Source organism: Lacipirellula sp. (genome assembly GCF_965279485.1).
In the GTDB taxonomy this organism is placed as follows: Bacteria; Planctomycetota; Planctomycetia; order Pirellulales; family Lacipirellulaceae; genus Lacipirellula.
In genome coordinates, this window is the sequence record NZ_CBDIIC010000002.1 from 1,350,135 (window position 1) to 1,369,182 (window position 19,048).

The window sequence follows — 19,048 nt, forward strand, 5'->3', positions numbered from 1 at the left end:
GCTGTGGTCCCGCGCACACCCAAACTGATCGCGGCCTGCGCTGTTCTCGGCGTGGGCGTTTGCCTTGCTTGGCCCTGGAGACGCGATCGCCCGACGAACGTCGTGCCGGCAGCGTCTCCGGCAACCGTCGCTCCGAATGCGACCGCCGCGCCGTCGAAAGATCTCATGGCCGCGTCGCCCACCGACGTATCGCCGGCCGCGTTGGCTGAACTGGCCGCCCCGCCCGAGCAAAATCCTTTCGCATCGGTGAGCCTGCAGGCGCCGCAGCTCCACACGACGGCAAAGCCGCCGGTTGCCGACGGCGTTGCTCCCCTGCCCTTCGCGCTCGCGCCACTACCAGAGATCGAAACGGTCCCGACGGAACGGACGCACGTCGTCCATGCCGGCGATTCGCTCGAAAGCCTGGCGAAACGCTACCTCGGCGACGAAGCGCGAGCGCTCGAGCTGTTCGACCTCAACCGCGAGGTGCTGGAGAATCCCCATCTCCTGCCCATCGGAGCGGAGTTGGCGATCCCAGCCAATTCTGAAACCGCGGCGACGGCGCAGGCCCACTAGAACGCGTCGCGTTCGTGCGGCATGCCTCGCCTCGGGCTCCGCCCGGGTGCCGCAACGCTCAGCGCGAAGGAAACCGACCCCCGGGCGGAGCCCGGGGCTAGAGACTCTCAGGGGTGCTTGCGAATCGAGTAGGGGAACGGTTGGCTGCCCAATCGCGTTTCCAAGAAGCTGACAATCTTCGGACCAATGCCGAAGGCGTCGCTCGTCAGCAATTTCGTCCCCTGCAGCTTCGTCTCGGGTGCGTAGACGAAAAAGTCTTTCAGCTGCTCGACGCGATCCGCCGCCGGCTCGGGGTGGTACTTGCTGAAGATGTTGATCATGTTCTGGCAGTCTTTCGCGATCGCCTTGTCCTCCGCACCGTAGGCGATCAAAACCGAGAGCTGCCGCTGGATCGGCGGGAATTTTAGCGCATCGCGGAGCAGCAGTCCGTTAAAGTTCCAATGCGGCGACAGCAAGACGAGAGCCTTCACGTCTTGGCCTTGCTTACGAACGGGCAGCGGCGGCGCCGACCAATCCTTGGCAGCCCAGATCACCGCGACGTTGGCGCCCATCCCGCTGCCGACGATGCCGAGCGCGTTCAGGTTCAGCTTGCCTGCGTCGTTCTCCCTCACGAGAAACGCGCGGACTGCCTCCATGTCGAGGTCGACCATCGCGCGGAAGTCTTGCTGCTGGAAGCGGTTAGACTCGAGTTCCTGCGCCGCTCCGCTCGTCGATTGGGCGATTTTGCTGCCACCGTGACCGCGCAAATCGACCGTCAACACGGCCCGCGAAGCGACTCGCGGCGCCGCCGGATTCTCGGAGACGGGTGGATTTTGCAGCCGCCGTGCGAGCGGGTCGAAAACGGCCCGCGTCTCGTTGAAGTCGTGCAGCATGACCACAGGCACCGCCTGCTGTCCTGCAGAACTGGCGTAGTACGTCGCCCGCAGCTGGACGCCGTCCTTGGTCGGCAGCGTGACCTCCACCGGGTCGGGAACCTTTGGCCGGGCTGGCTGTGCGGCGACCGGCGCCGCCGCAACGGCCGTGAGCGCGAACGCGAAAACCCAAAAGTGACGACGGACCGGCGATTTCATAGTTCATTCCAACGGCTGAATCCGCGAGCGTTCATCACCGCATGGAACCGGCGACAAGCAACGCTGGCGGAGCCGTCCATGATAACGCGCCGCCTGCTCTGTTTCACGAAAGTCGAGAACCTCCCGCCGCCACGGCCGGGGTAGGCGACTTTTCTTGCCGGATCGCCTCCCAACAGGCAAAATGGAAGTATTCACGCCCTTCTCTTTCGAGTTCGCCCATGGCCGGCAATCTTATCGCTCCGCCGTTGGCCGATGGCGACGTCGATATTCCTCGATCGACGCGCTTCATTCGGGGTGATTCGGCGGCGTGGGCCACGAGTTTGATCGTCCATGCTGCGGCGCTGACGGCGATGACCGTCGCGTCGCTGGCGATCCCCATCGTGCAGGCGCCGGTCGACTTGGCGCTCGAAAGCTTCGACATCCCTGAACCGGTTCCGCTATCGGAAGAGTTTGCCTCCAGCGACGTCCCGAGTCCGGCGATCGGCGCCATGGGGAGCGGCGGCTTCGACGGGGCGTTGGCATCGGGAGTCAGCTTCAGCGAACAGTCGGTGGTGATGGAACAGGCCGACTTGCTCGCCGACACGGGCGACCGCGTAGCGGTGGAGCTCGGCACGGAGATTTCGCAGGGGCCGCAATTTTTGAACAGCGTCTCCGTACAAGGCGCCGGCAGCGTTGGTTCGAGCGGAGCGGAGGGCGCCATCGATCGCCTCACGCACGAGATTCTTACCTCGCTGGAGCAACGCCCGACGATGGTCGTCTGGATGTTCGACCAATCGGGCAGTCTGCGCGAGGAACGCAAACGCGTCATCAAACGCTTTCAGCGCATTTACGAAGAGCTGGGGGTGATCGACGCCGCCGACAATCCGGCCTTCCGACGCCATCAAGACAAACCATTGCTCACGGCCGTCGTCGGCTTCGGGGCCGAACCGACGATGTTGACGAAAGAGCCGACGGACCGCATGGAGGAGATCAGCGCGGCGGTCGATAAAATCCAAGACGACGAAACAGGGCAGGAAAACGTCTTCCGCGCTGTGGGGATGGTGGCGGAGAAGTTTCGCACGTACCGTTCCGCGAAGAATGGCAAACGGCATGTCATGATCGTCGTCTTCACCGACGAAGCCGGCGACGACGTTCCGCTCGTCGACGACACGGTAAGCGTCTGCCGCAAGTATGCGATGCCGGTGTACGTCGTCGGTCGGCCGGCGCCGTTTGGGCGCGACACGGCGTACGTGAAGTACATCGATCCCGACCCTAAGTTCGATCAACGGCCGCAGTGGGTGCCGGTGTCGTTGGGGCCGGAGTCGTTGATGCCCGAAGCGCTACGGCTCCGCTTCGCCGATCAGGGGAACGACGAGGAACTCCTCGATTCCGGCTTCGGCCCGTACGCGTTGACGCGACTCTGCTACGAAACGGGCGGACTCTACTTCACGTCGCATCCGAACCGCGTCGTCGGCCGTCGAGTGAGCGGCGACGAAACGAGCAACCTTTCGGCGCATATCGCGATGTTCTTCGACGCCGACGCAATGCGGCGCTACCAGCCCGACTACGTGCCGGCGCAGGAGTACTCGCGACTATTGCAAACGAACCGAGCGCGCAGCGCCCTGATTCAAGCCGCGCAAATGTCGTGGACCTCGCCGATGGAGAACGTACGGCTGCGGTTCCCCAAGCGCGATGAAGCGGAACTCGCACAAGCGCTTTCATTGGCCCAACGCTCGGCGGCGATTTTGCAGCCGAAGCTCGATGCAATTTGCCAAATATTGCTCGCCGGCGAAACGGACCGTGCGAAGCTCGAGGAGCCGCGTTGGCAGGCGGGGTACGATTTGGCCCTTGGCCGCGCGCTAGCGGTCAAAACGCGGACTGACGGCTACAACGTGCTGCTCGCCGAAGTGAAGCAGGGAAAGTCGTTCAAGGACGAACGGAACAACACCTGGGTGCTGCGTCCCGACAAGGCGTTTGCCAATACCTCGCTTGAAAAACTCGCTGCGAAAGCCAACGAGTATCTGACGCGCGTCACGACGGATCATCCCGGCACGCCGTGGGCGGCGCTCGCCGAGCGGGAGTTGTCGACGCCGCTAGGATGGCGTTGGGAGGAGGCGTTCACCCCGCTGCCGCCGGTCGAACCGCCGAACAACAATCCCCCGCGACCGCCGCGGCCGGAGCCGCAAGGTCCGCCGCGGCGCGACCCGCCGCCGCTGTGAGTGGGAGGGGCGAGGCCCTGCTGAATGGCGAGCCACCCCCCGGCGGAGCGCGGGGCTAGAAGCGTCTTAGTGATTGGCGACCGAGTCGAGAGCGTAGTCGGCGTTCGCCGTGTGCCGGTAGAAGTGCTCGGCGATCTGAACCGAGATCACGTCGACGAACTGACGTTCGAATTGCTGGACCGGCTTGTCCGAGGAGGGAATGCCGCTGTTGCGGGGGAAGAGGACTTGTCCCAACTGACGCTCGAAAACGAGGCGTTCGCGGTCTTCCATGTCGTAAACGCTGACCGTGATCTCCGCGCGACCCTGATAGAGGGTTTTGCCTTTGTAGAGTTCAAAGTCATCGAGTTCGATATAGACGATGCGCGTCGCCTTGACTGCGCGTCCGAGGTCTTTGAAGTTTTCCCAATCTTGCTCGTCGACCCAGTTGTCGACTTCCTTGGGCGAGACCATTTCGGCGCCCTTCACGTGCTCCGCGATGAGGCCGCTCACGGTCGAGCCGATCGAACGTGCAGCGCCGGCGTTGCGGAACTCATGCGAGGCGGGCGGGCGACAAAGGACGACGACCCGCTCCTTTTCCAGCTTGTCGCACTCGGCTTCGACCGTGTTGCCGCCGTTCCACATGTAGATGCCGGTGGCCATCAGCATCGAAATGCATCCGGTCGACGCGACGCATCCCAGGCCGATGCAGGCGAGCATCGCCCAGCCGCTGATTAGTCGGAAAGCACGATCCATGCTTCTTTCCTTCTTTATTCGAAGCCTCGACTAGTCGGCCGCAAGGCGGCGCACCCAGTCGAGTATGGTGATCATCAACCCCACGCTGCCAATCCCTAGCAGCCAACGAGGCGACGGTCGTACGATAAACCAAGTTCCCATGACGGCCGAAGCCGCGGCCCACACGGTCGTCACGGCGGCGAATCCGCACAGGAGCGTTCCACCGGCGTTAGCGTGCAATGCGTTCGGCAAGTCGCCGTGCATTGCGTGAGCCCACGCCGTCGTCATGCCGCAACTCGGGCACTTCCACCCCGTCCAAGCGTAAAAGGCGCAGGGGGCGAGTCCGAGTTGCTCGTGCGTTCCGTAGCCGCGAGGATCTGGCGCCAATCGCCATGCCGTGAACAACAGCATGGCGCCGACGAGGCTAATTCCCGCGAGTGCGAGTCGCAATCGAAGCGAGAAGAGCCTTCGTTTGTTCACCAAATCACCGCCGCAGGCGGAACGCCCGCTACAAACGACGCGGAGGGTAGCGAAGGGTCCGCCGCGCGACAAGGTTAGTTGGGAACAGGAGGATTCAGGCGCTGGGGCTCAGAGTTCAGAGTAAGAAGTGCGGCGCCGCTGGGTGCTAGCTCCGTTTGGCGGCGGCTTCGAGAGCAGGCAATTCCTCCTCGCGAACGCAGATCCGTTCGATGGCGGTCGCTTTTCCTGATTCGTCGTCGATCGTAACGATCGAGCCGGAAAGCCGCACATCGCCCGTCGCGACGTCGAACGCCGTCGGGTTGGCCGTTAAACGCGTTTCCAACACGCGATCGATTCGCCGACCGATGACGCTATCAAACGGACCGGTCATGCCGACGTCGCATTGGAACGCCGTGCCGCCTGGAAACACCGTCTCGTCCGCCGTCGGCACATGCGTATGCGTTCCGAGTACGGCGGATACGCGTCCATCGAGAAACCGTCCTAACAGTTGCGCTTCGCCGGTCGCTTCCGCGTGGAAGTCGACGAAGCGAACCTTCACGTCGGACGGCATTTCCGCCAGCACGCGGTCGGCGGCCGTGAACGGGCTGTCGATCGGCTTCATGTAGAGCTGCCCCATCAGGCTAACGACGCCGACCAGCGAGCCGTTGCGAGCCTTCACCGTCGCCCAGGTGCGGCCGATCGCTTCGTCGGGCAAATTCGCGGGACGGACGATGTTCTCTTCGCGCTGCAAGATCGGAAAGATCTCGCGGCGGCGATAGATGTGGTCGCCGAGCGTGACGGCGTCGACGCCGGCCGCGACCAGTTCCTTATAGATCTCGGGCGTGAGCCCCGATCCGCCGGCGGCGTTCTCGGCGTTCGCAATCACCAGGTCAAGTTGGCGATCAACGATCAGCCCTGGCACGCCGCGCCGGACGATGTCGCGGCCTGGCCGCCCGACAATGTCGCCAATGAACAGCAATCGCATGAAAGGCCCACCTGAATGGCGTCGAACAACAGCGGCAACGTCTAGCGGGCCGTTTCGATGATGCGGGTCTCGCGGATGAGCGTGACTTTGATTTCGCCGGGGTACGTCAACTGTTCTTCGAACGCGCGGGCGATGTCGCGGCAAACCTTCGCCGCGGACTCGTCCGTCGTGTCGCGCGAGCTGGCAATGACCCGCACTTCGCGGCCGGCTTGAATCGCAAACGCTTGGTGCACGCCGGCAAAGCTCGTCGCGATCGATTCAAGTTCCTGCATCCGCTTGATGTAGCGATCAAGCGTCTCGCGACGGGCGCCTGGCCGCGACGCGCTGCATGCGTCGGCGGCGGCGCACAGCACCGTGTACGGCATGTCGGGGCGGATGTCGTCGTGGTGGCCGAGCGCGGCATGGACGACTTCCGGGCCTTCGCCGAAACGCTTGAGCAGATCGGCGCCGATCTTCGGGTGGCCGCCCTCTAAGTCGTGGTCGGCCGCTTTGCCGATGTCGTGCAGCAAGCCCGCGCGGCGAGCGAGTTCGCCATCGAGGCCCATCTCTTCGGCCAACATGCCGGTAATGAACGAAACTTCGATCGAGTGCCGCAATACGTTCTGGCTATAGCTGGTGCGGTAACGGAGCCGGCCGAGCAGTTCGACCACCTTTGGGTGAATGCCGAAGACCTGGGCCTCCTGCATCGCCTCTTCACCGTGGCGGCGAATCTCGCCTTCGACTTCCTTCTCCGTTTCGGCGACGAGCTCCTCGATCCGCGAAGGGTGAATACGACCGTCGGCGATCAGCTTGTTGAGCGCGATGCGAGCGATTTCGCGGCGGACGGGGTCGAACGCACTGACGATGACGACGCCAGGCGTGTCGTCGATGATGACATCGACGCCGGTCGCCTTTTCCAGGGCGCGAATGTTCCGGCCTTCGCGGCCGATGATGCGGCCCTTCATTTCGTCGTTGGGGATATCGACCGTACTCGTGGTCGACTCGGCGGTGTGAGCGGCGGCGAACCGCTGCACGGCGGTGATCAGCATCTCCTTCGCTTTGGCTTGGGTCTTTTCCACGGCCTCGCGTTCGTAACGCAAGATCATGGCGCCCTGCTCCTTCATCAGCTCTTTTTCAAGGCGTCCAAGCAGCCGCGATTCCGCTTCCTCGCGGCTCAGGCCGCTGAGTTGGTGCATCGTCTGCCGTTCGAGGTCGAGCAGATCGTCGAGCTCCTTCTGCCGGCGGGTGGCGTCGTCCATCTTCTCCGCCAAGCGCCGCTGGTTGCTTTCAACCATTTTCTCCTGCTTGAGGAGTTGATCGTTGCGCGACTGGATCGCGTCTTCGGACTTGTCGAGCTTCCGTTCGCGGTCGTGGAGTTCGCGGCGGATCTCTTCGTTGGCCTTTTCCAGCTTCGACTTTTCTTGAAGCGCCATTTCGCGCGCTTCGACGGCGGCTTCTTTACGTCGCGTTGCGGCCTCGATTTCCGCGCGTTCAATGATTTGCGCCGCTTCTTTGTCGGCGTCGCGCTTACGCAGGTAGTCGAGGAATTTGACGACGCCAAACCCCGCCACCGCTGAAATGCCGACGGCGACAATCAGAACGGTTTGGCTGACATCAGCCAGCGGGGGAAGCGGCAGCGCTACTGCCATTGCCATGAGATGAGCCATGCGTCCCGAGTATCCTTCCCTATAAATCGCGCGCTGGAGGGCGAGCGCCGGCGACCAGAGAAGCGTCGACCCGCCGAGCGGGCCAACCGTCGCGAATGTGCGCAACGGTCGCGGCTAAGAAGTACGCGTTGAAGTCCCGAGCCGTCGACAAGTCGACGACGGAAGCTCCCGCGAAATTAAGCAGCCTGATGGAATCGAGCTAGGGGCGTTGCCGGTATGGCGCTGGTCGAGCAAGCGCCGCGGCCAGCTCCGTCCACCGCTCCCGCCCCGGGGACCAAGGTCCGCCGTGGCCACTGCGATGAACGTCGCCGCAAACCCATCGTGCCTGTGCGCCGGACCGGATCGGAGCGAGAGCGTTGCTCTCACTCGGGCCGCGCAGCGAGCGAACAGCCAATAGGCATGTCGCCAGCGTCGCGATGATCCACAGAATCCCTAACACGTCAGCACCACAATCCCAAGGACAACTTAACGAGCGAGCGTCTAAACGAGACTCTTCAACGAACTCAAAACCGCAACGCTTTCCGCGCCGAGCAACTCAATGCCAGCGATGGAGGCGTAAAAATACGCAAAGTGAATCCCCTCCACGCAGCTAACGCTTAAAGCAGCGTCTAGCCAAGCTTTACGACGACCGTTTTGTGCGCCGTGACGCCTGCCGAGGAGAGACCGCTATCGTATCAAAATTGCGGCAGACTTCAACCAGAGGCCATGCCGTACAAGTCTCTCCAAACTACGCACAGCGACCACTTTAGAGCGGCGGCGCGGTGGAACGACGCGCCCGTTTCTGCGCCATCGACAAAGTTGCCGATTCCTCCAGCCGAATTCTTGCCCCGTCCGCCAATCCAAGCATGATTGTAGGCATGGACCTGTCGCGCCCAGCTTACTGCCGCACGCTTGCCTACCGTTCGTTTCGCGACGAGCTGTCGGAAATCAACTCCGCCGACGGTCTGTTCCGCGCCGCATGGGCGATCTCGCAGCATGAACATCCCGATGCCGACGTTGCCGAGGGCGAAGCAACGCTCGCAAACATGATCTCGACGATCGAGCGGCGCGTCCGTTCGAACAGCGTCGAGGCGAAGCTCGCCCACCTGCACGACGTGATGTTCGATCTGCTCGATTTCCGCGGCAACATCGACGACTACTACGCCCCGTCGAACAGCTACCTCGGCGACGTGCTGAAGACGCGCCGCGGCTTGCCGATCACGCTCACCCTGCTCTACCGGCAGGTGGCGCAGGGCATCGGGCTGACTGTCCATGGCGTAAACGCCCCTGGGCACTTTCTCGCCGAGGTGGAAACCGACAGCGGAAGCGGCCAGTCGATTTACGTCGATCCGTTCTTCGGCGGCGGGCTACTGCACGAAGAGGAAGTCTACGAACGGATCCTGCAGGCCACTGGCCGCAAGCTCGCTCGCAGCGGCAACCACCTCGCCCGGGCGACGCCTCGGCAGTGGCTCGGCCGGATGCTGAACAACCTGCAAGCTGTTTTCGCCTCGACGGGCCGCGAACGCGACATGTACGCAATGCAGGAAATGCAGGGATTGCTCTGATTCGCCCGCCGTCGCCCTGGCGGCGCCGCGGTGTAAAATGGATTTGATGAGACGCCGCAGCTCACTCCTGATTCTCTTGTGCACCGCCATGTGGTGCACGGCGTGCTCCGATGCGCGGGCCGACGTCGTGGTGCTGACGAACCGGACCGATCGTCCCGCCGAGGTTGACGCCCGCCTCGACGATGCGCCCGCCGTGCGGCGCAGAATCGAACCAGGCGACAGTATCTCGCTTGTCGCGACCTCGGGCGTGCATGCGAGCGTTGTCGAGGGCGCCATTCGCACGCCGGAGCAAGCGCTCGCGCCGAACTCGGCCTATGCGATTTCGACGAACCCTGCGGGTGGGCTGCGGACGCTGCAGCCAATTCAGCTCGGGCAAACGCCGCCGGCCGCTTGGTCCGCGACGCCGACGACTCCGCTAGAGCTTCCCGATTCCGACGTCATCAAAGTGAAAATCGTCGTCGACGACGACGAGGTTCGACATCGCCGCGTCTGGGAACCGATCATCCGCGCGCGGATCGACAAGGTCTCCGCGGCGCTCGAAGCGACCTGCGGCATGAGGTTGCGCGTCGTTGCCATCGAAGAATGGGATTCGGACGATTCGCAACGCGACTTCTTCACGACGCTGGGCGAATTCGAACGCGAGGTGCTACCGGCGCCGGCCGACGTCGCGATCGCGTTCAGCAGCCAGTACGACATCGCCAGCGGGCGGGTCCACCTCGGTGGCACTCGGCAGCCGCTGCACACGCACATTTTGTTGAAGGAACGCTCGCGCAACGTGCTCGAACCGGAGCGAACCGAACTGCTGGCGCACGAACTCGGCCATTACCTGGGCGCCACGCATAGCCCCGAGCCGAAGAGCGTCATGCGGCCGGTGATCGGCCAAGGGGTGCAGCGCGTCGCCGGCGCCCGACTACAGTACGATGCGCCGAACGCGCTCTTGATGTCGATGCTCGCCGAAGAACTCCGGCAGAAGAACATCGCCGACGTGACGGGGCTCTCCCCCGAAACTCGCCGGCGGATGCAGGAGATCTACGCCTCGGTGAATCCGGCGCTGCCTGATGATCCAGCCGCAGCGCAATATGTGCAGATTATGGGAGTCGCGGGAGCGCGGCCGATGATCGAAGACACGGCAAAGGTCTTGCAGCAAATCGTCCGCGTCGCCGAACTCAAGAAGAAAATGGTCGAGCAGGCGAAAGACCAGCCGCCGCCGACGGGCGATGAGTTGCTACAGCTGTACGTGCGGCAGGCCGCGCTCGCGGCCAAGCAAGTTCGGAAGGAAAACGCCGCGCGGGCCTTTATCTTGGCGCTCGGCATCGCGTTCGATTCGACCGATTCGCTGCGAAAGTTGCCAATGGCGAGCGGCGCCATTGAGGCGATCGAACCGGAGGCCCGCCGAGCGGCACGGCAGGCGGCGTTCGCGGGAATGCCGCCTCTCTCGATCCACGGCCGCTCCGATTTAGTGAAGCACTTCGTCGTGTCGGCCCATCTCGTGGCGCTGTTGGGTAGCCAACCGGCACGCGGTGCAGGGATGGTGAAAGAGATGCTCGATTCGAACGGCGGCTCCGGCTTCAGCTTTGCCGACATGGCCGCTAATCGCGCAGGCATCTCGTTCGCGATCGCGCTGCTCACCGACCGCCTCTCGCTCGACGACGTCGCCCGCAAGTTCACCACCGCAGCCGTCGTGCCCCCCATCGACGGATTGCGGGAAGGGCTGCAGGCGAAGGAGTTCACCGAAGCCTTCGGCGGCGTCGGGGACCAGCGACTTGAAGCCGAACTGGGGCGGATCGAAACGAGCATTCTGTCGCTGCCCATCTATCAGCAGCAGCCGGCTGCCTTGCCCAAATAGCCGGTCAATTGTGATTGCCCGCCGGCAACGATAAACTCTATCCGGCTTGCCGGGAGGTCTTAGGCCTTCCGCTTCCCCTACGCTGGCGATTCGACTTCGGCCTTCTCCGCACAACGGAAAGGCGCGTGGTCCGGCCGTTGCCGCACACGCCGCACACCATTACTGCGAATAAACACGCTTGCTCGGTCGGCCAAATTTGAAAGGCCAATCGACCGCCAGCGCTCACCATACAACACTCTCCTGCTCAAGGAATGACGCGTATGTCGAAGCAATGTGACATCGGGCTCATCGGTTTGGCCGTTATGGGCGAGAACCTCGCCCTGAACATCGAAAGCCGCGGCTACTCGGTGGCGGTGTTCAATCGGACGACCGAAAAGGTCGACGACTTCATCAACGGCCGGGCCAAAGGAAAGAACTTCGTCGGTTGTCATTCGTTGGAAGAGTTGGTCGGCTCGCTCAAGTCGCCGCGGAAGATTCTAATGATGGTGAAGGCGGGCAAGCCGGTCGACGAGTTGATCGACTCGCTGCTGCCGCTGATGTCGAAGGGCGACATCCTCATCGACGGCGGCAACAGCTTCTTCGAGGACACCGAGCGCCGCACGAAGTACGTCGAAGAGAAAGGCCTGCTCTATTCGGGCACCGGCGTCTCGGGCGGCGAAGAGGGCGCCCTGCTCGGCCCCAGCATGATGCCCGGCGGCAGCGAACCGGCGTGGCCCCACTTGAAGCCAATCTTCCAGGCGATCGCCGCCAAGGTCGGACCGAAGAACGACATCCCCTGCTGCGAATGGGTCGGCCCCCGCGGCGCCGGGCACTACGTGAAGATGGTGCACAACGGCATCGAGTATGGCGACATGCAGCTGATCTGCGAAGCCTACTTCCTGATGAAGGAAGCGCTCGGCCTCACGAACGACGAGCTATACGACGTCTTCAACACGTGGAATAAGGGCGAGCTCGATAGCTACCTGATCGAGATCACCCGCGACATCTTCAGCGTGAAGGATGACCAAGGCGACGGTTTCCTGGTCGACAAGGTGCTCGACCGCGCCGGCGCCAAGGGGACCGGCAAGTGGATGAGCCAGCACGCCCTCGACCTCGGCGTGCCGAGCACGCTGGTGACCGAAGCGGTGTTCGCTCGCAGCCTGTCCGACGTGAAGGACGCCCGCGTTCGCGCAAGTCAGAAGCTGAAGGGCCCGTCGCAAAAGTATACGGGCGACAAGAAGGCGTTCATCGAGCAGATTCGCCACGCCCTGTACGCGTCGAAGATCTGCAGCTACGCCCAGGGCTTCGTGCAGTTGCAAGCCGCGGCGAACGAGCTTGGCTGGCCGCTTAATCTTGGCAACTGCGCCCTGCTGTGGCGCGGCGGCTGCATCATTCGGGCGGTGTTCCTCGACCGCATCAAGGAAGCGTTCGACGCCGATCCGAATCTGGAGAACTTGCTGCTCGCGCCGTACTTCACCGAAGCGGTCGACAAGGCGCAAGACGCCTGGCGGCATGTGATCGCCTCGGCCGCGCTGCTCGGCCTGCCGACGCCGGCGTTCTCGACGGCGCTGGCGTACTACGACGGCTACCGCCGGGCGAACTTGCCGGCGAACCTGCTGCAGTCGCAACGCGATTACTTCGGGGCGCACACGTTCCAGCGGACGGATAAGGAAGGCGTGTTCCACGCCGATTGGTTGCGGTTGCGCAAGGAACCACAGGCGTAAGTCCCTACCGACTTCTGGCCCCCTCCCCCTTGAGGGGAGGGCTGGGGAGGGGGTGGAACGCTGGTACACGGCTTCAATCACCCCTCCCTAACCCTCCCCATCAAGGGGAGGGAACCAAAAGATTCAATTTATGTGCCACGCGGCGTCGGATTGATCACCTCTGCTAGTTCTCAGCACGCAGCCCCCCACCCGTTGAAGGATCGACACGATGCAGGCCACTTTCGTCATCTTTGGCGCCTCGGGCGACCTCACGAGCCGCAAGCTCATTCCGGCGCTCTACAAGCTCCATTGCAAGAAGCGACTGAAGGACGGCCTGCGGGTGATCGGCTTCTCGCGCTCGCCCTTTACGCACGAAGAGTGGCGCAAGGAACTGACGGCGACCACCAAGAAGTATGCCGGCGACGAGTTCAACGATGCGACTTGGGAAGAGTTCTCGGCAAACATCTTCTACCATGCCGGCGACATCGGCGTGCCAGGCGATTTCGATTCGCTCGGAAAGTTCCTCGGCGAACTCGAGAAGGGCGCCGCGGCCACGCGGGTTTACTACCTCGCCACGGCGCCGCAGTTCTATGGTCCCGCCGTTGAGCAGCTCGGCCGCAGCGGCTTGGCCGACGAAGCAAACGGCCCGCGCCGCGTCGTGATCGAGAAGCCCTTTGGCATCGACCTGCAGAGCGCGAAGGAGCTGAACAAGATCGTCCACTCGGTCTTCAGCGAGCATCAGGTCTATCGCATCGATCACTACCTCGGCAAAGAGACGGTGCAAAACCTGCTCGTGCTGCGGTTCGCGAACACGATCTTCGAGCCGGTTTGGAATCGCAATTACATCGACCACGTGCAAATCACCGTGGCCGAGGAAGTGGTCGTCGGCAAGCGGGCCGGCTACTACGACACGGCCGGCGTGATGCGCGATATGTTTCAGAATCATCTGCTGCAGTTGCTGATGATCACGGCGATGGAAGCGCCGTTCAAATACGAAGCCGACGCCGTTCGCAACGAGAAGGTGAAGGTGCTGCATGCCCTGCGGTCGCTCTCGCCCGAGGCGGTGGCCACCGACACGATTCGCGGGCAGTACCAAGGCTACGCCGATTCGCCGGAAGTCGCTAACGGCAGCAAGACGGCGACGTTCGCCGCCCTGAAGCTGTCGATCGATAACTGGCGGTGGCAAGGCGTGCCGTTTTATCTCCGCAGCGGCAAGGCGATGTCGTGCCGCACGACACAAATCGTCATCCAATTCCGCGAACCGCCGCAACGGCTCTTCAGCAATGGCGCCAGCGGGCTGTGCGGCTCGAACCGCCTGATCATCCAGGTGCAACCATCGGAAGGGATTCAACTGCACTTCCAGACGAAGGTTCCCGACGCCGGGATGAAGCTGCGGCAGACCGATCTCGACTTCAACTACCTCCGCGAATTCCGCCGGCCGATGCCCGAGGCTTACGAACGGCTGCTGCTCGACGCCCTCGAGGGCGACGCCAGCCTGTTCGCTCGGGCGGACGAGGTCGAGGCCGCCTGGAAGGTTTGCGACCCCATTCTGAAGGCCTGGGCCGAGCAAGACGCCCCGCCGCTGCTGACCTACGAACCCGGCGCCTGGGGCCCCGTGGAGTGCAACGAGTGGCTGGAGGCCCAGGGTCGGCAGTGGTTCGACACCTGCCCGGTACTGGCGTAAACTGGTGGATTCGACTCCCGCCTCCGGAGCCCCCGCCATCGACGCCGATCCCGCCTATCCGCCGCTTCCCGAGAACATCCGCAGCGTGCAGCCGGGCGGCGGCGTCTGCTACAGCATCGAACTCGCCTGGGGGCATGTCCGCCGCTGGTTCCTCAAAACCTTCCGCGGCGAGTACGTCGCGAAGATGGCGGAACTCCGCCGCGGCAGCTTGGCCGGCGCGCCGCACGAGGTGCTCGATCCGCGTGATTTGAAGTTCTGCTCGAACCAGTGCACCGCCCACTGGGCCCCCGAGGACGATCCGTTCCGCTGGCGTGGCAATCTGCCGTTCGCCCGCTGGGGGCTCGCGGAACTGCAGCTCATGGGTTGGCCGCTGTTCGTCGCGGTGCTGATGATCAGTTCGCTCCACTCGCCGTGGAAGTGGACCGCCGTCGTGCCGCTGGCGATCCTCGCGGAAATCCTCTACTTCTTCCGCGATCCGTGGCGGCATGTGCCGACCGACGCCGACGCCGTCATCTCGCCCGCCGACGGCGTCATTGCCGAGGTGACGGAGCTCGACCATTACGATTTCCTCGATGGCCCCGCCGTGCGGATCGGCATCTTCCTGTCGATCTTCAACGTCCACATCAATCGCGCGCCGCGGGCCGCAAGCGTCGTCGCGATGGACTACAAGCCTGGCGAGTTCCTCAACGCAATGAACCCCGAGAGCGCGATCCGCAACGAGTTCATGTGGATCGGCTTCGCAGACGCCGACCGCCCCGGTCTGAAATACGCAGTCCGGCAGATTTCGGGGCTGTTCGCCCGCCGCATCGTCTGTGCCCTACGGCCCGGGCAGGCCGTCCAGCGGGGCGAAGACTTTGGTATGATCAAGCTAGGCTCGCGGACCGAACTCATCCTCCCCCGCGACGCCGTGACGGTGAACGTTGTCGTGGGCCAGAAGGTGCTGGCCGGCGCTACCATTCTCGCCCGACTGAAGTAAAACCGCCGCTTGCCGGCATGCTCCGCGGCGAACTCGCCCGGTGATTTTTCTATGCGACGCATTCGAGCCATCTCCGCTTTCCCCACGCTGTTCACGCTGGGGAATCTTGTGTGCGGATTCTTCGCGATCGTCGCCGCTTCGCGGATTGCCAAGCCGGGCGATACGTTCGTCCCTGTGCCGTCGCCCAAGCTCGATTCGGCTAGCGAGCTCTTCCTTAGCTCCGATCCGACGCACAACGTCATGCTGTGCGGCACGCTGATCTTCATCGCCATGCTGTGCGACATGTTCGACGGCCAAGTCGCCCGCTTGGCGAAGGTGACGAGCGACTTTGGCGCCCAGCTCGATAGCCTCTGCGACGTCGTTTCGTTCGGCGTCGCGCCCGGCATCTTGCTCGTGAAAATGTGCCCGCAGTTCACGCATATCCACCCGATGGGCATCTGGACGATCGCCGCGTTCTACGCCTGTTGCACGGCGATGCGACTCGCCCGGTTCAACGTCGAAACCGACGACGAAGACGACCACTCGTCTTTCGAAGGACTGCCCTCCCCCGCCGCGGCGGCGGTGATCGCAAGCTTTGCGATCTTCTCCTACAAGGTGCGGAACGAAACGAACTTCGCCAACTTTGAAGGGTTCGACTGGTGGCTTCAGCGGTTCATGCCGCTAGTGGCTCTGGCGATCGCGATGCTGATGGTGTCGCGGATTCGCTACCCGCATCTCGTCACGCACATGATCCGCGGGCAGAAGAGCTTTCCGCAACTCGTGGCGATGGTCTTCGTGATCATGGCCGTGCTGACCGTGGGCGAGTATGCGATTCCCATGCTCTGCGTGCTGTACGCATTGACGCCGCCGGCGATCCACGGCTGGCGCTGGAGTTGGCGTCGCCGCCACTTGCTCCATCGGAAGGCGGGCTGAGCGATGTTCACCGGCCTTGTGCAAAGCCTCGCCACGGTGCGTGCCATCGAGCCCGATGGCCCCGGCGTGCGGCTAACGATTCGCGACGAAGCGATCGCCGCCGCCGCGAAGATCGGCGACAGCATCGCCATCAACGGTTGCTGCCTGACGGTGGTGGAGCTGAATGGCGGCGACATGGCGTTCGAAGCGGGCGCCGAAACGCTCAGCCGCACCAACCTCGGCAAGCTGCAGCCTGGCGCCGCGGTGAATCTGGAGTCCTCCCTGCGAGTGGGCGACGAACTCGGCGGCCATCTCGTTGCAGGACACGTCGACGCCGTTGGCAAGCTCGCCCGCCGCGAGGACGACTCCCAGTGGTCGACGATGTGGTTCAGCGTCCCCGGCGAGCTGACTCGCCAAATGGCGTCGAAGGGATCAGTCGCGATCGACGGCGTCAGCCTCACGCTCGTCGACGTGACGCGGGACGCGTTCAGCGTCGCCCTCATTCCGCACACGCTGAGCGTCACCACGCTTGGCCGCCTGAAGCCAGGCGATGAAGTTAACCTCGAAACAGATCTACTGGCGAAGTACGTCGAACGACAACTCGCGTGGAAGTCATAGCTGCCACGCCGCCAGCCAACACGTTTAACGAAAGAATTGGGCCTGTTCGCCCGCGACTGATGAGCCGTCAAACTAAGTCATTTTTGATTTCCCGCTTCCGCGAAATGGGGATCCGCCCCGCCACGCGGCATGGTCAGAACTTCCTGATCGATCTCAATCTCCATCGCCTCATCGTCGATTCGGCGGAACTCGACGCCCGCGACGTCGTGCTGGAAGTCGGCACCGGCACCGGCGCTATCACGCAGATGATTTCCGATCGCGCCGGGGCCGTCGTCACTGTGGAAATCGACGGGCATATGTTCGAGCTCGCCAGCGAAATGCTGATCGACCGCGAGAACGTGACGATGCTGCACGTCGACGCGCTCCGCAACAAGAACAACTTCAATCCGGCCGTGATCGAAGCGGTTGGCGCCCAACTCGCGGCCATTCCTGGCAGCCGGTTCAAGCTGGTGGCGAATCTGCCGTACAACATTGCCACGCCGATCCTCAGCAACCTGCTGTCATGGGAGTTCACGCCGCACTCGATGGTCGCCACGATCCAGAAGGAACTTGGCGAGCGGATGGCGGCCCAGCCGTGGTCGAAGGATTACAGCGCGCTGAGCGCCTGGTTCCAGTGCCAAGCGACCGTTGAGATCGTCCGCATCATGCCGCCGTCGGTCTTCTGGCCGGAGCCGAAGGTCGACTCGGCGATCGTGAAGACGGTGATCGATCCCGAGCGTCGGGCCGCCGTGCCGGATCTCCGCTACTTCCATCAGTTCACCAAAGCGATCTTCCTGCATCGCCGGAAGTTCCTCCGGGCGAACATCGTCGCGGCGATGAAAGGCGTGTTCAACAAAGCTCAGGTCGATCAGGTGATGGCCGAGATGGAGTTCGCTGAAGATGTGCGGACTGAGCAGCTCGACGTGCCGACCCTATTGAAGCTGACAGAACTCGTCCGCAAGCTGGCGCCTGATTGGACGATGAGCTAGGCAGGGCGGTTGCTGAATTCGACGGGATTGCAGGGAACTACCCGCGGCCGCAGCCGGTAAGTAAAATCGGGGCTTACCCATTCAGACAGTCCCCAGGCCGCGAGGAGCCCCCGCGATGAGTTTCATTGAAATGACCGGCGCCACGCTCCGCCGCGCCCTCCACGAAGACGAGTTGCAAGGGGACGAGTTTCAGCGGGCCCACGTCTCGGACGAAACGATTGTCCGCGTGAATCACGAAGGGGACGTCGAGGTTCGCCGCCCACGTGGCTGGGAAGTCGTCGGCGGGCTGCTGGGCGGGTTTGAAGACCGCATTCGTGAGGAGACGGGCCTGGATTGGGCCTAGTTTCCCGGGCGTTTTTTGCCGGTTATAGCAGACTCGCAGCCTGCTCCGGCCCCTGCCGGCGGATCGGCTCGTTCCGACTGGGCGAACCGTTCGTGCGCGGCTCCGCTCCATGGTAGAGTCGTGAGGACGCTACAAACCCCGCCTCCGCCCTAGCCCGCCGAAGAGCCGATGAGTCGCACCGCCCGCATCGAACGCCAGACCGCCGAAACCGAAATCGTCGTCGAAGTGAACCTCGACGGCTCCGGGGTCGCCAACGTGCAAACGGGGGTTGGCTTCCTCGATCACATGCTCGAGCTGCTGGCCAAGCACGGGGCGTTCGATATCAACGTTGCCGCTCGCGGCGATCTGCATGTCGATCAGCACCACACGGTCGAAGACACCGGTATTTGCCTCGGGCAGGCGTTTCGCGAGGCGCTCGGCGATAAGCGTGGCATCCGCCGCTACGGGCACTTCACGCTGCCGATGGAAGAGACGCTGGTGACCGTCGCCGTCGACCTGAGCGGCCGATACGCGCTCGCCTTCAACGCCCCGCTGCCGTCGCCGAAGATTGGGGCGTTCGATAGCGAGCTGCTCGAAGACTTTTGGCAGTCGTTCGCGGCAAACACGCTCTGCAACCTGCACGTGCTCCTGCACTACGGGCGGAACAGCCACCACATCGCCGAGGCGGTGTTTAAAGGCACGGCCCGAGCGCTGCGGATGGCGGTTGAAGCCGACCCGCGGATGACTGGCGTGCCGAGCACCAAAGGCTCGCTGGACGGCTGAGACGCCTTCACGAGTCCGCCCGCTCCCCTAGCCCCGGGCTCCGCCCGGGGGTTGGCGTGAAGTAGAGGCGACGTTCCACCGGAGTGGTGCGCGACCCTCGGGCGGAGCCC

At 63.4% G+C, this 19,048-nt stretch carries 17 protein-coding genes; 12 read left to right on the forward strand and 5 right to left on the reverse strand.

Features of this window, described 5'->3' with window-relative positions:
• The first annotated feature begins 3 nt into the window (after positions 1-3).
• Positions 4-555, forward strand: coding sequence for a LysM peptidoglycan-binding domain-containing protein (locus ACQY7R_RS13055; RefSeq protein WP_428306035.1), 552 nt, complete (start codon positions 4-6; stop codon positions 553-555).
• A gap of 107 nt (positions 556-662) precedes the next feature.
• Here ACQY7R_RS13055 and ACQY7R_RS13060 read toward each other — a convergent pair whose 3' ends face one another.
• Positions 663-1,625 (reverse strand): alpha/beta hydrolase, encoded by a 963-nt coding sequence (locus tag ACQY7R_RS13060; RefSeq protein ID WP_428306036.1) that lies wholly within the window; start codon positions 1,623-1,625, stop codon positions 663-665.
• Between the two features lie 218 nt (positions 1,626-1,843).
• On the opposite strand from ACQY7R_RS13060, the gene ACQY7R_RS13065 reads away from it, so the two are divergent.
• The gene (locus ACQY7R_RS13065; protein ID WP_428306037.1) at positions 1,844-3,823 is read left to right on the forward strand and encodes a vWA domain-containing protein; all 1,980 of its coding nucleotides are present in this window, start codon (positions 1,844-1,846) and stop codon (positions 3,821-3,823) included.
• A gap of 66 nt (positions 3,824-3,889) precedes the next feature.
• Here the strand turns inward: ACQY7R_RS13065 and ACQY7R_RS13070 are convergent, their stop codons facing one another.
• The 4 genes from ACQY7R_RS13070 to rny all read right to left on the reverse strand — a co-directional run bounded on the left by ACQY7R_RS13070 (position 3,890) and on the right by rny (position 7,624).
• Positions 3,890-4,555 (reverse strand): hypothetical protein, encoded by a 666-nt coding sequence (locus tag ACQY7R_RS13070; RefSeq protein WP_428306038.1) that lies wholly within the window; start codon positions 4,553-4,555, stop codon positions 3,890-3,892.
• 30 nt (positions 4,556-4,585) lie between these two features.
• Complete coding sequence (locus tag ACQY7R_RS13075; RefSeq protein WP_428306039.1) at positions 4,586-5,014, reverse strand: DUF2752 domain-containing protein; 429 nt, start codon at positions 5,012-5,014, stop codon at positions 4,586-4,588.
• A 145-nt stretch (positions 5,015-5,159) separates the two neighbouring features.
• Positions 5,160-5,978: a TIGR00282 family metallophosphoesterase gene (locus tag ACQY7R_RS13080; RefSeq protein ID WP_428306040.1), complete on the reverse strand. Its 819-nt coding sequence runs from the start codon at positions 5,976-5,978 to the stop codon at positions 5,160-5,162.
• Positions 5,979-6,019: 41 nt separating this feature from the next.
• The gene (gene rny, locus ACQY7R_RS13085) at positions 6,020-7,624 is read right to left on the reverse strand and encodes a ribonuclease Y (protein WP_428306041.1); all 1,605 of its coding nucleotides are present in this window, start codon (positions 7,622-7,624) and stop codon (positions 6,020-6,022) included.
• An 857-nt stretch (positions 7,625-8,481) separates the two neighbouring features.
• Here rny and ACQY7R_RS13090 point away from each other — a divergent pair.
• The 10 genes from ACQY7R_RS13090 to hisB all read left to right on the forward strand — a co-directional run bounded on the left by ACQY7R_RS13090 (position 8,482) and on the right by hisB (position 18,938).
• The gene (locus ACQY7R_RS13090) at positions 8,482-9,168 is read left to right on the forward strand and encodes a transglutaminase family protein (protein ID WP_428306042.1); all 687 of its coding nucleotides are present in this window, start codon (positions 8,482-8,484) and stop codon (positions 9,166-9,168) included.
• A 46-nt stretch (positions 9,169-9,214) separates the two neighbouring features.
• On the forward strand, positions 9,215-11,014 hold the full coding sequence (locus ACQY7R_RS13095) for a M12 family metallo-peptidase (protein ID WP_428306043.1): 1,800 nt from the start codon (positions 9,215-9,217) through the stop codon (positions 11,012-11,014).
• Between the two features lie 260 nt (positions 11,015-11,274).
• The gene (gene gnd, locus ACQY7R_RS13100) at positions 11,275-12,717 is read left to right on the forward strand and encodes a decarboxylating NADP(+)-dependent phosphogluconate dehydrogenase (protein ID WP_428306044.1); all 1,443 of its coding nucleotides are present in this window, start codon (positions 11,275-11,277) and stop codon (positions 12,715-12,717) included.
• Between the two features lie 208 nt (positions 12,718-12,925).
• Complete coding sequence (gene zwf / locus ACQY7R_RS13105) at positions 12,926-14,380, forward strand: glucose-6-phosphate dehydrogenase (protein ID WP_428306045.1); 1,455 nt, start codon at positions 12,926-12,928, stop codon at positions 14,378-14,380.
• A gap of 4 nt (positions 14,381-14,384) precedes the next feature.
• A complete protein-coding gene (locus ACQY7R_RS13110) occupies positions 14,385-15,356 on the forward strand; it encodes a phosphatidylserine decarboxylase (protein WP_428306046.1) in 972 nt (323 codons plus the stop codon).
• Positions 15,357-15,407: 51 nt separating this feature from the next.
• Positions 15,408-16,268, forward strand: a complete 861-nt coding sequence (gene pssA, locus ACQY7R_RS13115) for a CDP-diacylglycerol--serine O-phosphatidyltransferase (protein WP_428306047.1) — start codon at positions 15,408-15,410, stop codon at positions 16,266-16,268.
• A gap of 3 nt (positions 16,269-16,271) precedes the next feature.
• Positions 16,272-16,865: a riboflavin synthase gene (locus tag ACQY7R_RS13120; protein WP_428306048.1), complete on the forward strand. Its 594-nt coding sequence runs from the start codon at positions 16,272-16,274 to the stop codon at positions 16,863-16,865.
• A 59-nt stretch (positions 16,866-16,924) separates the two neighbouring features.
• The gene (gene rsmA, locus ACQY7R_RS13125) at positions 16,925-17,833 is read left to right on the forward strand and encodes a 16S rRNA (adenine(1518)-N(6)/adenine(1519)-N(6))-dimethyltransferase RsmA (RefSeq protein ID WP_428306049.1); all 909 of its coding nucleotides are present in this window, start codon (positions 16,925-16,927) and stop codon (positions 17,831-17,833) included.
• Positions 17,834-17,948: 115 nt separating this feature from the next.
• Positions 17,949-18,176 (forward strand): hypothetical protein, encoded by a 228-nt coding sequence (locus ACQY7R_RS13130; RefSeq protein ID WP_152100467.1) that lies wholly within the window; start codon positions 17,949-17,951, stop codon positions 18,174-18,176.
• A 168-nt stretch (positions 18,177-18,344) separates the two neighbouring features.
• Entirely contained in the window at positions 18,345-18,938 is a 594-nt protein-coding gene (gene hisB / locus ACQY7R_RS13135) for an imidazoleglycerol-phosphate dehydratase HisB (RefSeq protein WP_428306050.1), read from the forward strand.
• Positions 18,939-19,048: the final 110 nt, after the last annotated feature.